At 62.3% G+C, this 13,373-nt stretch carries 10 protein-coding genes; 3 read left to right on the top strand and 7 right to left on the bottom strand.

All coding sequences use genetic code 11. The annotated features are described in order from the left end of the window. Nucleotides 1–111: 111 nt before the first annotated feature. On the bottom strand, nt 112–984 hold the full coding sequence (locus ACW9HW_RS24790) for a LysR family transcriptional regulator (RefSeq protein WP_457402013.1): 873 nt from the start codon (nt 982–984) through the stop codon (nt 112–114). A gap of 268 nt (nt 985–1,252) precedes the next feature. Here ACW9HW_RS24790 and ACW9HW_RS24795 point away from each other — a divergent pair, with 268 nt between their 5' ends. Together ACW9HW_RS24795 and ACW9HW_RS24800 are read left to right on the top strand one after the other, a co-directional pair. Then, nucleotides 1,253–2,578: an MFS transporter gene (locus ACW9HW_RS24795; protein WP_457402014.1), complete on the top strand. Its 1,326-nt coding sequence runs from the start codon at nt 1,253–1,255 to the stop codon at nt 2,576–2,578. 67 nt (nt 2,579–2,645) lie between these two features. Beyond that, a complete protein-coding gene (locus tag ACW9HW_RS24800) occupies nt 2,646–4,037 on the top strand; it encodes an FAD-dependent oxidoreductase (protein WP_457402015.1) in 1,392 nt (463 codons plus the stop codon). Between the two features lie 3 nt (nt 4,038–4,040). Here the strand turns inward: ACW9HW_RS24800 and ACW9HW_RS24805 are convergent, their stop codons facing one another. Next, on the bottom strand, nt 4,041–5,471 hold the full coding sequence (locus ACW9HW_RS24805; RefSeq protein WP_457402016.1) for a type VI secretion system Vgr family protein: 1,431 nt from the start codon (nt 5,469–5,471) through the stop codon (nt 4,041–4,043). A gap of 231 nt (nt 5,472–5,702) precedes the next feature. Here ACW9HW_RS24805 and ACW9HW_RS24810 point away from each other — a divergent pair, with 231 nt between their 5' ends. Then, nucleotides 5,703–6,407 carry a YebC/PmpR family DNA-binding transcriptional regulator gene (locus ACW9HW_RS24810; protein WP_095192775.1) on the top strand — a complete coding sequence of 235 codons (705 nt, stop codon included), beginning with the start codon at nt 5,703–5,705 and terminating at the stop codon, nt 6,405–6,407. Between the two features lie 120 nt (nt 6,408–6,527). On the opposite strand, the gene ACW9HW_RS24815 is transcribed toward ACW9HW_RS24810, so the two are convergent. The 5 genes from ACW9HW_RS24815 to ACW9HW_RS24835 all read right to left on the bottom strand — a co-directional run bounded on the left by ACW9HW_RS24815 (nt 6,528) and on the right by ACW9HW_RS24835 (nt 13,047). After that, nucleotides 6,528–7,832 (bottom strand): leucine-rich repeat-containing protein kinase family protein, encoded by a 1,305-nt coding sequence (locus ACW9HW_RS24815; RefSeq protein ID WP_457402017.1) that lies wholly within the window; start codon nt 7,830–7,832, stop codon nt 6,528–6,530. A 177-nt stretch (nt 7,833–8,009) separates the two neighbouring features. After that, the gene (gene zapE, locus ACW9HW_RS24820; protein WP_457402018.1) at nt 8,010–9,137 is read right to left on the bottom strand and encodes a cell division protein ZapE; all 1,128 of its coding nucleotides are present in this window, start codon (nt 9,135–9,137) and stop codon (nt 8,010–8,012) included. Between the two features lie 377 nt (nt 9,138–9,514). Continuing rightward, nucleotides 9,515–10,561 carry an ABC transporter substrate-binding protein gene (locus tag ACW9HW_RS24825; protein WP_457402019.1) on the bottom strand — a complete coding sequence of 349 codons (1,047 nt, stop codon included), beginning with the start codon at nt 10,559–10,561 and terminating at the stop codon, nt 9,515–9,517. A gap of 18 nt (nt 10,562–10,579) precedes the next feature. Further along, entirely contained in the window at nt 10,580–11,695 is a 1,116-nt protein-coding gene (locus ACW9HW_RS24830; protein ID WP_457402020.1) for an NAD(P)/FAD-dependent oxidoreductase, read from the bottom strand. Beyond that, nucleotides 11,692–13,047 carry an FAD-dependent oxidoreductase gene (locus tag ACW9HW_RS24835; protein ID WP_457402021.1) on the bottom strand — a complete coding sequence of 452 codons (1,356 nt, stop codon included), beginning with the start codon at nt 13,045–13,047 and terminating at the stop codon, nt 11,692–11,694. Before ACW9HW_RS24835 ends, ACW9HW_RS24830 begins: the two co-directional genes overlap by 4 nt. Between the last annotated feature and the right edge of the window lie 326 nt (nt 13,048–13,373).

A 13,373-nucleotide genomic window follows, 5' to 3' on the forward strand; every position in this document is an offset into this window, starting at 1 on the left:
TCGAGCGAGAAGCGGTCAAAAATCGGAAGGTGAGGTTTGTCAGAGAGCACCTCAGTTTTGATTTCACGACTGCTGCGCAACCGGACGGGAGCAAGCTCCCTCGCCACAGGTTTAGATGAGACTCTCGCGCACCATCTCCAGAAACGTCGCCACGATCCGCCGCGAACTCTGCTCGCGCAAGCACACCAGCGTCTCGGTCAACCGCCGTTTGCAATCGGTGATCGGCAACGCGCACACCCTGGAATCGGCACCGAATTCGGCAGCCGAGACCACCCCCACGCCAATCCCCACCACCACCGCCTCACGCGCGGCTTCGCGACCTTCAACCTCAATGGCCGGGCGAATACGAAACCCGGCGCCGGCCATTTCTTCTTCCAGGGTCTGGCGGGTCACCGAGCCGATTTCCCGCAATACCAGCGGCGTGTCGTCGAGGTCCGCCAGGCAGATGGATTCGCGGTCGGCCCAGGGGTGATTGCGTGAGACGAACGCCACCATCGGATCGTTGCGCAGCGGCAGGGAGATCAGGCGTTCGTCGCTGACTTCCCGGCCCAGCAGCGCGAGGTCAGCCTGGTAGTTGAACAGCCGGAACAACGACTCATCGGTGTTGCCGGTTTCAATCTTCACGCTGATGCCGGGGTAGCGTTCACAGAACCGGGCGATCTGCGGTAGCACATGCACCGGCGCATCCACCGCCAGAATCAGGCTGCCGGTCTGCAAGGCCTGGGAGTCCTGCAACAGCTCCTGGGCCTCGGCCTCGATCACGAACAGTTTCTGGGTGACACCCAGCAAGCGCTCACCCAGGTCGGTCAGGCGCACCGAGCGTTTGTTGCGGTGGAACAACAACACGCCGTAGCGCTCTTCGAGTTTGCGCACCTGATCGGAAATCGCCGGTTGCGTGAGAAACAGCCGTTCAGCGGCTTTGGTGAAGCTTCCGTAGATGGCCACGGCGTGGAAGGCTTTGAGCTGGGCGTGGGAAACCGACATCGAACCTCCAGTAACAAGCTGAGCTTATTTTTGAAATACGATAAATCGATTTCACTTATTAATCAGTAATTGTTTTTATCCACCTCAGCCGCGGTGACTGGGCAGTCGAACAGTCGCTCATGGCCATGAGCCTGTGCGTGCAACAGCAGGACTCATCTGACCGGAATCGCCCAGAGGGACAAGGGGATTTCGCAGTGCTCAACAATAAAAACACAGGCGTTTTCTTCCAATTCTGCCGGCACACTCACACCCTGAGGTCAGAACCACAATGAACAAGCACATCGGCACCATCAAGCGTTGGCGCGTGCAGATCTTCGCGATCACCTGGCTCGCCTACGCCGCTTTCTACTTCACCCGAAAAGCGTTTTCCGTGGCCAAGCTCGGGATCGGCGAAGACCCGACATTCACCCTCGACAAAATGGCCATGGCCAACCTAGACGCCATTTACCTCACCGCTTACGCCATTGGCCAGTTCACCTGGGGCATTCTGGCCGACCGTTTCGGCCCGCGGGTGGTGGTGCTCGGCGGGTTGCTGATTTCTGCGGCCGCCGCGCTGGTGATGGGCAGTTTCGCCACGTTGCCGATCTTCGCCACCTGCATGCTGATCCAGGGGCTGGCGCAATCCACGGGATGGTCGGGGCTGTGCAAGAACCTTGGCAGTTTCTTTCCCGCCCAGCAGCGCGGGCAGGTGCTGGGTCTGTGGAGTTCCTGCTACGCCTTTGGCGGTCTGGTGGCCTCGCCGTTTGCCGGATGGTGGGCGTACACGCTGATCGGTTCGTGGCACGCGGCGTTCATTTCCAGTGCGGCGGTGGTCGGATTTGTCGCGGTGCTGTTCTTCATTTTTCAACGTAACAAACCCGAAGACGTGGGCTTGCCGGCCGTGGAGCCGGAACCCGAGTTGACCGCTGAACAAGCGCACACCCAAAGCAAAATCAGCGTCCTGGAGCCGTTGAAGGAAATCCTGCGCAACCGCACCGTGCTGGTACTGGGCCTGGCGTACTTCATGTTGAAACCGGCGCGCTACGCGATTCTGCTCTGGGGGCCGGTGATCGTTTTCGAACAGATGCCACAGGTGGGCAAGGTGGGCGCGGCGATCATTCCCACCGCGTTCGAACTGGCCGGGTTGCTCGGGCCGATCCTGATCGGCCTGGCCTCGGACAAACTGTTCGGCGCCCGCCGCATGCCGGCCTGCGTGATCAGCCTGCTGGCGCTGACGGTGTCACTGGCGTTGTTCATGGGGGCGCTGAATACCGGCAGCGTGTTGCTGGTGGTGGCGCTGCTCTTTGTCATGGGCCTGACGCTCTACGGACCGGATTCGATGATCAGCGGCGCGGCCGCCATCGATTTCGGCACCGCCAAGGCCGGCGCCACGGCAGCGGGTTTCGTCAACGGCTGCGGTTCGGTCGGGGCGATTCTCGGCGGGCTGCTGCCGGGCTACTTCGACACCGTGACCGTCTTCATCGTCTTCGCCGGCTGCGCGATGTTCTCCGCGCTGGTGTTGATCCCGCACTGGAACAGCCGTCCCGGCGGCCTGAAAACCAACTATCCGTTCGTGCCTAACCGGCCGATGACCGTAAAACCCCTGCGCACCTGAACCCCGCCCCTCGCGGCCTGCTGCGTGCGGGGCTGTTGTGTGGGCATCTGAACCGGAGATCGATCCCATGAGACCCTTTTGGCTGGACCAGGCCCTGAAGGCTGAAACGTGCGAAACCTGTCCGCCACTGCAAGGCGATTTTCGCGCCGACGTGTGCATTGTCGGCGGCGGCTACACCGGGTTGTGGACCGCGATCATGCTCAAGGAGCAGAACCCGGAACTGGATGTGCGGCTGATCGAAGCGGACATCTGCGGCGCCGGTGCCAGCGGGCGCAACGGTGGTTGTGCGTTGTCGTGGTCGGCCAAGTATTTCACCCTTGAGCGGCTGTTCGGCGTCGAAGAAGCCGTGCGACTGGTCAAGGAATCAGAGCGCAGCATCCACGCTATCGGTGCCTTCTGCGAGCAGTACGCGGTGGATGCCGATTATCGTCTCGACGGTACCCTCTATACCGCGACCAACCGCGCCCAGGTGGGCTCGACCGACGCCGTGATTGCGGCGCTGGAACGCAATGGCATCAATTCGTTCAGCCAACGGCCGTTGGCCGATGTGCAGCGCATGGCCGGTTCCAGCAAGCACCTGGAAGGCTGGTTTTCTCCGGCGGCCGCCAGCGTGCAGCCGGGGAAACTGGTGCGCGGCTTGCGTCGAGTGGCCCTGCAACTGGGGGTGAAAATTCATGAGAACACCGCCATGACCGGGCTCGAGGAAGGCAAACCGGTGGGGATACAAACCGCGAGCGGCATCATTCGCGCGGACCGGGTGGTGCTGGCGATGAACGCCTGGATGGCCCGGGCATTCCCCCAGTTCGAGCGCAGCGTGGCGATCGTTTCCAGCGACATGCTGATCACTGAACCCCGGCCTGACCTGCTCGATGAAATCGGTTTGACCAGTGGTGTGACGGTGCTCGATTCTCGGATCTTCGTGCACTACTACCACAACACGCCTGACGGCCGGATCATGCTCGGCAAGGGTGGTAACACTTTCGCCTATGGCGGGCGCATATTGCCGGTGTTCGATCAGCCGTCGCCTTATGCCGGCCTGTTGCAAAGCAACCTGGCGGATTTCTTCCCGGCCTTCGCCGACGTCAAGGTCGAGGCGACCTGGAACGGTCCGTCGGATCGTTCGGTCACGGGGCTGCCGTTCTTCGGACAAATGAGTGCCAGTGGCAACGTGTTCTACGGTTTCGGCTACTCCGGCAGCGGGGTTGGTCCGTGCCATATGGGCGGACAGATTCTCGCTTCGATGGTCCTGGGGCTCGACAACCCGTGGACCCGTTCGCCACTGGTGAACGGGCCGCTGGGTTTTTTCCCGCCGGAGCCGATTCGTTACCTCGGTTCGTTGATGGTCCGCAACGCCATCCGCCGCAAGGAGCGCGCCGAGGATCATGGGCGTCGGCCACGGCACCTGGACGTGCGCCTGGCGAAGTTCGCGGCGGCGGCCGGCAAGGCTGACAAGGGCTGACGGTCAGGACTCGGAGTCCGTCGGGTCGATCAGCCAGTCGAGCAGCAAGCGGGATTCGCCCTGCAGCACCCGGGAGCGGACAGGTCGAGGTGCAGGGCGTTGCCCCAGGCTTGCGCAAAACACTGGCCGGTCGGCGTTGCCGTCAAGGAAACTGACCAGCCCGTCACTGCCGGCCAATGGCAGGGCGGACGGATCAAAGCTGTTATCTGCCGAGGCCAGCGCTATCGGTACCCACAGATCGCCGGGTTCCTCGGGATCAGCGTCAGTCGTGGGCCACAGACTGACCTGTATTCGGCCTCGGTCATCCAGCATTGCCGGTTGCCCGGCAGGGCCGCATACCCGGGCAGGCTGATAACCGGGGATCCCCGGCCTGGTCTGTTCGAGTGCCGGGCGGAACACCGATGCCCAGGGGATGGCGGTGAACTGATTGCGGTAACGCGGCGGCGTGCCGGGCGTATCCGGCGCCAGAATCGAGTTCTGTTGCCCCTGATGCCGGGCCTGGGTCACCAGCCATTGATCGTTGAAGCCTGAAAGCGGATGTTCCGCTACCTGGACGATACAGGCGCTGCGTAGTTCGGGGTGATTGCTTTGGCCATGGATCTGCATCTGTCGGCAACGCAGGCGTTCCAGATGCCGGCGGGCAAGTTGATCGCGATGGCGCTGTTCGATCGCGGGGCGGGGCAAGGGTGGTATTGCCGGAGCAAAGGGGTGATTGGCCGCGCTGTCGTCGCACACCGCTGCGCCACGGGTCTTGGCGTCCAGTCGCAGGGACGGGGAGTGCGCATCATGACGCTGGAACAGTTCGCTGAGGGTCGGTGGGCCGTCTGCCGCGGGCGTATCGCTGCTGAACGTCATTAGCAACGGCTCCTGCGGGAAGCTCAGGCTGTCTTCGGCGAAAACCAGCACATGACCGTCGCGATGATGCTCAAAGTGATAGTGAATGCCTTCTTCCTCGCACAGCCGTTGCAGCAGGGCCAGGTCAGTTTCCTCGTACTGTATGCAAAACGGCCGCAGCGGGTACTGTCCGGTCGCCAGTTCAAAGCGATAGCTGCTGTCGGGCAGGTCATGTTCCTCCAGTAACTGGCGCAGGATCATGGGCACGCTGAGGTGTTTAAAGATCCGCCGGGCCCGGTACTGGTCCAGCGCTTGCAACGCGGGCACCAGCACCAGCTTGTAGCGGATCCGGTGCGGCCCTTGATGTTCACGGCTGACGCTGTGCAGCACGCCATGAAAACCCGGACCCTGGCCCGGATTCAGGAGTGCCGGTTGTTGCAGCAAGCGTTCGAGGGGCAGGGCCGGTGCCAGGCCGAGTACTTCGATGTCGAATCGATAGGGCTGGTTAAGGGCCTCAAGACCGCTGAACTGCACCACCTGCAAACTCAAGTTGTCGTCGAGGAGGGTCAGGGTGAAGGGACTTTCCTTGTCGTTGTGCATCGAATGCTTCTGCCATGGAGTACGGGTGCAGAGGGTACGAAACCGCAGCGTTGTATAGTCATCGCAAACCGAAGTTTCAGAATCGCCCTACAACGGTCGGTGAAGATGTCGATCCCGGGAACCGCTGGGCACGTCATGATTTTTTGGTCGATTGCCAACTTTAGGCCGTATAAACTTGGCGCCATGCGTCGGCCAATAGATGTCTCGGCGCCATAGACAAGAGAGTGAGTAATGGGCGCACAGTGGAAGGTTAAACACAAAGAAGCGGCAGCCAATGCCAAGGGCAAGATCTTCGGCAAACTGGTAAAGGAAATCACCATTGCTGCGCGCAATGGCGCTGATGTCGCTACCAACGCACACCTGCGCCTGGTGGTTGAACAGGCCAAGAAAGCTTCGATGCCCAAGGAAACCCTGGATCGCGCCATCAAGAAAGGCGCGGGTTTGCTGGGCGAAACCGTGCAATACCATCGCGTGACCTACGAAGGCTTCGCGCCACATCAGGTGCCGCTGATCGTCGAATGCGTAACCGACAACATCAACCGCACCGTTGCTGAAATCCGCGTGGCGTTCCGCAAGGGCCAGTTGGGCGCTTCCGGTTCGGTGGCCTGGGATTTCAACCATGTCGGCATGATCGAAGCGTCCCCGGACACCCCGGACGCCGATCCGGAAATGGCCGCCATCGAAGCCGGCGCCCAGGATTTCGAACCCGGTGAAGAGGGCGCCACCCTGTTCCTGACCGATCCTGCTGACCTTGATGCGGTACAGAAAGCCCTGCCGGAGCAAGGTTTCACCGTATTGTCGGCCAAACTGGGCTACCAGCCGAAGAACCCGGTCAGCGGCCTGAGCGACGAGCAGATGGCTGAAGTCGAAGCCTTCCTCGAAGGCCTCGATAACCATGACGACGTGCAGGACATGTTTGTCGGTTTGGCGGGTTAATTTGTTGCTTCAGTGACACCGCCTTCGCGAGCAGGCTCGCTCCCACACTGGTTCCGTGTTGGACACAAAATGTGTGACCGGCATGGATCTACTGTGGGAGCGAGCCTGCTCGCGAAGCAGTCACTGACTATCAAGTCGTTGCAAAACTTCGCCAAACCCCGGCCGCGCCAGCACATCCGGCTGACAGCAACGCTCCCGCAGATCCTCAAGCGCCAGTCGCTGTTCTTCGCTCAACCCCGAATCGATCCGCTCCAGTAATTCCCCCAGCAGAACCCCGAACGCCCTCACTTCGATCCGTTGCAGCGCGCGGCTTTCAAGGTTGTCCGCGGTGTCGTGGAAAGACGCCGCGCCAAAGTCGCCCAGCAGACAATCGCCGTGCTCGTTCCACAGAATGTTGTGACCATAGAGGTCGCCGTGAGTAATGCCCTGGTGGTGCAAGTGGCCAGCTACCGAAGCGATGCCACGGGCGATGCGCAGGGCGACATCGGCAGTGAAGCGGGTACCGTCGGCGTAAACGTCGCGACTGCAGGATGCGAGGCTCGGCAGGCCGGCGAGGTTGCGGTAGCTCGGCTCGATCAACTGCATGACCAGCCCGGCTGTTTGCTGCGGGTGGTCGACGATCCGGCCTTCAACGCGGATCAGGTTGGGGTGTGCGCCGGCGGTGATGCAGGCATTCATTTCATGCAAAGGCGAGCCATCGCTGGTCATTTCGCCTTTGTAGAGTTTGACGGCAACCTGCGTATCCGGTTGTCCTGGTCGCGTCCATGTCGCCCGATGAATCACTCCGGAAGCGCCTTCGCCCAGTGTTTGCGCCATGTGCAGCGCCGACCAGGGAATGCTCGCGGTAGCTTCAAGGGCGGCTTCGGTTTCCAGCGGGTTACCGGCGTAGGCCAGCCAGGTCAGGCTCGGCAGGCACAGCAACCATTCGGGCAACGTGGTCAGGTGGTTGGCAGCGATACGGATCAGCTCGAGCCGATGGCAGTCACGCAAACTGTCGGGCAAGCGCTCCAGGCGGTTGCCCGCCAGCATGAGTTTTTGCAGGTAGGGGCGTTCACCCAGTTCGGTCGGCAGCTCGCTGACACGGTTGTCGGTCAGGATCAACCAGCGCAGCAACGGCGGCAGCGCCTCCCCGGGTACGCGTTCGATGCGGTTGGCCTTGAAGCCGACCATGGTCAGCGCCGCGCATTGACCCACGCAGGCAGGCAGTTCGGTGAATTGGTTGTCGGAGCAAAACAGCACGCGCAGTCGAGTCAGGCGGTGCAAGTCATCCGGCAAGCTGCTCAAGGCGTTGCCGCTGAGGTTGAGCACTTCCAGAGTGTCTGCCAGGTCGAAGATTTCCCGGGGGAACGCTGTCAGGCCGCAACTGAGGTCCAGGCGAGTGATGCCTGCCAGCGTGCCGGCGCGCAGTTGTGCAAGGGTGTGCATGAACGGGGTTCGCTATCGGTCGAATGAATGGGCGGCATGATAGCGGGAAAGCTTCGGTGTCTGTCAGGCCCCCTTCGCGAGCAGGCTCGCTCCCACAGTAGTCCGCGCTCGACTGGACAACTCGGTCAACTGTGGGAGCGCCTGCTCGCGAAGGGGGCCGCAACGGTACCACTGAACTTAAGGTTCCCGAATTTCCACCAGTTGCCCCAACCGACTGCGCGTACGCGCCAGGTCGATGGCATCGCCGTCCAGGCTTTCACGCAACGAGCGTTGGCCGAGCAATACCAGATGCTTGTCCTGATCGTACAAAACGTCCACCAGATTGATGAAGCGCTGCTGGGCGGCAATCGAACAGTCGGCCAGGTTGGGCAGTTGCTCGATGATCCAGTGGTCGAAGCGCCGGCACAGTTCCAGATAATCCATGACCGCCGTGGGGTGGTCGCACAGATCGCTGAACGTGAAGCCGATGGTGCGTCCTTCGCAGTATCGGGCAGGCAGATGGCGGGAGCCGACCGGCAGGGCAATGGCCGGTGCATCGGCGGGCGGCAGGTTCGAGGCCTGACGTTGTGCCTGCGTGGCGGGCCAGACATACCGCCCCTGGGTAAACAGTTGTTGTGCATGGGTTCTGGCCTGGCTGCGATAGTCGTGCGGCCCACCGACTTCCATCACCTGCATGCGCGCGTTGATCAGATCAATCACCGGCTTGAAGCGCGCGTGGTACAGCGGGTTGGGTAGCAGGCCTTCCGGCGGGTAGTTGGAGGTGACCAGCAACAGGATGCCGCGACGGAACAAGGCTTTGAACAACCGGGTGATCAGCATCGCATCGCCGATGTCGTGGACGTGGAATTCGTCGAAGCACAGCACCCGGCAATCGCGCAGCAACTCATCAAGCGTGGTCGCCAGTGCATCCGGCTGGTCGCGATGACGGAACATCCCTTGATGCAATCGGGCAAAAAATTCGTGGAAGTGCAGGCGTTGTTTTTCCGCAAGGGGGACAGCCTGGAAAAAGCCGTCGAGCAGCCAGCTCTTGCCGCGGCCTACCGCGCCGTGCAGATAAAGCCCCGGCAGGGTTTTCGCCCCGGCACCCAGCAGAGTCGTGGCGTGCTGCGCCATGCACTCGATAACGCGTTGCTGGCTATGGCTGAGGGTGTAGCCCTGGGAGTGGGCCTTGTGGTGAAAGTAGTCGTGGATAACCCGACCGCTTGCAACACCCTTGGCGGGTTCGGTAGAGGCCTTGTCGAAGAGGCGGCGCAGCGATGGCCAGCGCGGTGTAAGTCGCGAACGGTTGGGCGGTCGAACGGCCACTGTGATGTCACCCCGTTTTCTTCAGGCAGGCTGCTTGAGCCGCGGCGGCATAGTGTAACCAGAGGGGGTAATTTGCTTCCAGTTGTGTCGATGGGTTGAAGGCTTTATTAGACAGAATACTGCGGCCTGTACAGCTTATTTCGCGCTGCTATAGGTGTATTTACAGGTAAAGGCCATACGAAGTCCGGGCAGTTGCGCGCCGAGCCAGCGCAGCAGCGCTATAGATCTTCGCGTTGTCATTCAAAACCTGACAGTGCCTGGCGAAAATCAAGAGTGGGAGCGAGCCTGTTCGCGAAGGCGGTCTGACCTGCGGCATCGAAGTCGACTGACACGGCCCATTCGCGAGCAGGCTCGCTCCCACAGGGGGTATCAGTGGTCTACCGCTCGATACTGCGATTCCACCGCGCATTCCAGGCCGGTCGTTGTTCGTTGACCTGATCCCAATCCACCGCAATCGCCGTTTGCAGATACTGCTTCATCGCCTCGACCTGCCCGCGAGTGCGATCGGTGGTCGGCGTATTCGGGTTGGACGGGATCTGGTCGCCATCCTCAAGCGCCGCCGCTTGCGCTTCGGGCGTCAGCAGGAACGCCGCGAGCTTTTGCGCCAGTTCCGGCTGCGTGTTGTTGGCGATGGCGCATTCGGCGACGTTGAGCACCACGGCGCCTTCTTTCGGTTGGGCGTATTCCACCGGCATGCCCTTGAGCTTCAGCGCGGTGACCTGGGTCGGGGTCAGCGGAAACAGCGCCGCTTCGTCGGTCTGAAGCATTTCGGAGATCTTCGCCGAGCTTGGAATGTATTCCAGCACGTTACGCCCGACGCTGTTTGGCCAGGCCTTGAACCCCGGTTCGACATCGGTTTCGCTGCCGCCCTGAATCCGGTTGAACATCAGGAACCCATGCAGGCCGAAGGTGGAAGACGCCATCGACTGGAACACCAGTTTGTCCTTGAAACGCGGGTCTGCCATGTCCATCCATGAGGTCGGCGCGTTCCAACCCTTCTCCTTGAACAGGCGTGTGTTGTAGGCCAGGCCGGTGACACCGAGGCTCACAGCCACCGCCTCATCCTTGATCCGTCCCTTGGCCGGGATCTGCGCCAGGGGCGGGCTGTCCTGAAGTTTGTCGCACAGGCCCATGGCAATGGCGCGGTACATGATGCCGTCGTCAAGGAACATCACGTGCATCTGTGGGTTGCCCTTGCTGGCCTGGACTTTGGCCAAAATGTCGGCGGAGGTGCCGGGCACGATCACCACTTTGACGTTGTTGGCCTTTTCGAATGCCGGCAGCACCTTGTCGGCGTACAGCCGTTCCATGGTCCCGCCGTTCATGCCCAGGTAAAGCGTCGGCTCGGCGTGGGCCTGGGTGATGGTGAGCAGGGCGCTCATGCAGGACAAACCGAGCAGTGCGTTGCGTTTGAGGTTTTTCATTGGCGCGACCTTCCTCTATCAAGCTACGGAGATGGAGTGAAACCGGGTGATGGAAAACGCATCCAGCGGCGTCTTTGACGCGCCGCTACAGATGATCTCGGTGAGCGCCTGGCCCACCGCCGGGCCGATCTGGAAACCGGCGCCGGCAAAGCCGAACGCATGCAACAGACCAGGCTGGGTACGGCTGTGGCCGATCACCGGTTGGCGATCGGGCAGATAACCTTCGGTGCCGCTCCAGGTGCGAATCGCCTGGGCGCCTTCCAGAAACGGGTAGAGCTCGACCGCCTGACGCAGGATTTCCAGCACGGCGCCTTGGCCGGGGCGGGCACGGGCGTCGTCGAGGGCAAAGCCCTGGCCGCCGCCCAGCACGCAATTGCCGCGTGCGACCTGGCGTGCATAGATGCCGCCGCCTTCGACGCCGGTGCTGGCATCCATCACCAGCGGCAACGGCTCGGTGACCAGCATCGCCGGGTGTCCGGAGTGCATCGGCACCGGCTCGCCGAATTGCGCGGCCAGGCTGCCGGCCCAGGCTCCGGCGCAGTTCAACAGCCAGGGCGCGTGCAACTCGAGGCCTGTCTGGGTGCGCACGCGAAAGCGCTGGCCGTCGTGTTCCACGGCCGTGACCGCGCATTGCTCATGCACCTGCACACCATGGCGCCGCGCCGCCCGGGCAAAGGCCGGGGACACCAACCGCGGGTTGGCATGGCCGTCGTCCGGGCAGTACGAAGCGCCCACGGCCACCTCACCGACCCATGGAAAACGCCGCCGCAGTTCGGCACGATCAAGCACCTGCAAATCGAGACCGAAGCCCAGACTGCTGGTGGCATAGTCTTGCAAGGCTCGAAAGTCGTCGGGACTGCGGGCGAGTTTCAGGTGGCCGCTACGTTGGTACTCGCCGTCGATGCCAATCAACTGCGGCAGTTGCGCCCAGATGGCGTGGGAGCGTTGCGACAGTGGCAGTTGCGACAGCGGACGACCCTGGCGACGCACGCCGCCATAGTTCACGCCGCTGGAGTGCGAACCGCAAAAATCCCGCTCCAGTAGCACTACGCGACGCCCGGCCTTGCCAAGGAACAGCGCCGCCGAAGCACCGACGATGCCACCGCCGATGATCACTGCATCGACTTCGATCATGCTTCAATCTCCAGGCCGAAGGGCAGCGGCTTGATCGGTGCCTGGGCCCGCAGCCGGCCGATCTCGGACACGGCGCGCTGGCTCTGGCAGGCAATGATTTCCGCCGCGGCCGCGCCACACATCCGCCCCTGGCAACGACCCATGCCGATCCGGCAATGCGCCTTGACCCGATTGATTTCCCAATGGCCCTCGCGCACGACCTCACGAATGTCGCCGGCACGGACTTCTTCGCAACGGCAGACCATGACGTCATCGGCGATGCCGGCCGCCCATTCTTCGGGGAAGACAAAAGCGCGTTCCAGACCCTGACGAAAATCACCGATGCGTTCGAGGGCTTGTTCCAGGTGAGCGGCGCGTTGCGGCGCGATCAGGTAACCGATGTCTTCGAGCACCGCCAACGCGGCGCGCTCGCCGGCCATTTCCGCGGCGTCGGCGCCCATGATTCCGGCACCGTCACCGGCCAGGTACACCTGGGCAACACTGCTGCGCCCGGCGGCGTCGCGTTGTGGCAGCCAGGCACGGTTGAGGGGGTTCCAGGCGAATTCACAACCGAGCAGGTCGGCGAGTTGGGTTTCACTGCGCAGGCCATGGGCAAAGGCGACGGCATCGCAGTCCAGTTGATATTCGCCTTTGGAATCGGACCAGATCAGCGCTTGCGCACGTTGTTCGCCCTCGACCCGTTTCAAGGTTGCGCCCTGATGCACCGGTATGCCGTGGGCGGTCAGCCAGCCTCGGTAATAGATGCCTTTGGCCAATGTGGCCGGTTGCGCCAACAGGTGGGGCAGGGCGCGGGCCTGGGCGCTGAAGGGCGAGCTGTCGAGCACCGCAATCACCTTGGCACCAGCCTTGGCGTATTGATAAGCGACCAGGTACAGCAACGGCCCGCTGCCGGCGAACACCACGCGCTCACCGATGGCGCAACCCTGGAACTTCAAGGCGATCTGCGCCGCGCCGAGGCTATAGACCCCGGGCAATGTCCAGCCCGGAACCGGCAGAATCCGGTCGGTGGCGCCAGTGGCGACAATCACCCGGGAAAATTCCAATCGCCCGGCACAGCCATCCTGCAAGGTATCGAGGGTGCCGTCCTCGGCGTTCCACACCAGGGTTTCGGGGCGGTAATCGAGCTGGTCGCGCAGCGTGTCGAGGGTCTGGTGCAGGGCGTTGGCCTTGCGCGCTTCGAAGCCATATAGCTTGACCGGCGAACGCTTGAAGTTGGCCGGCTGGCGCCGATAAATCTGCCCACCACCGCGCGCGGCTTCGTCCAGCAGCACCGGGCGTACACCCTGTGCCACCAAAGTCTGCGCTGCACGAATACCAGCAGGGCCGGCGCCGATGATAACCACAGGCTTCATACCCGATCCCTTGTGGGAGCTGGCTTGCCAGCGATGAGGGCGGCACATTCAACATTGATGCCGGCAGACAGGCCGCTATCGCTGGCAAGCCAGCTCCCACAGTTGATGGGGGATAGCGGCAGTTTCTGTGTCCGGTACAGATCCCCTGTGGGAGCGGGCTTGCTCGCGAAGACGGCGGCAGATGCACCAGAGAGGGAGGCTGACAGACCGCTTTCGCGAGCAGGCTCGCTCCCACAAGAGTTGGGCGACAGCCGCCGTTTCTGTGTCCGGCACAGATCCCCTGTGGGAGCGGGCTTGCTCGCGAAGACGGCGGCAGATGCACCAGA

The sequence above is a fragment of the Pseudomonas sp. SDO5532_S415 genome (assembly GCF_054071155.1).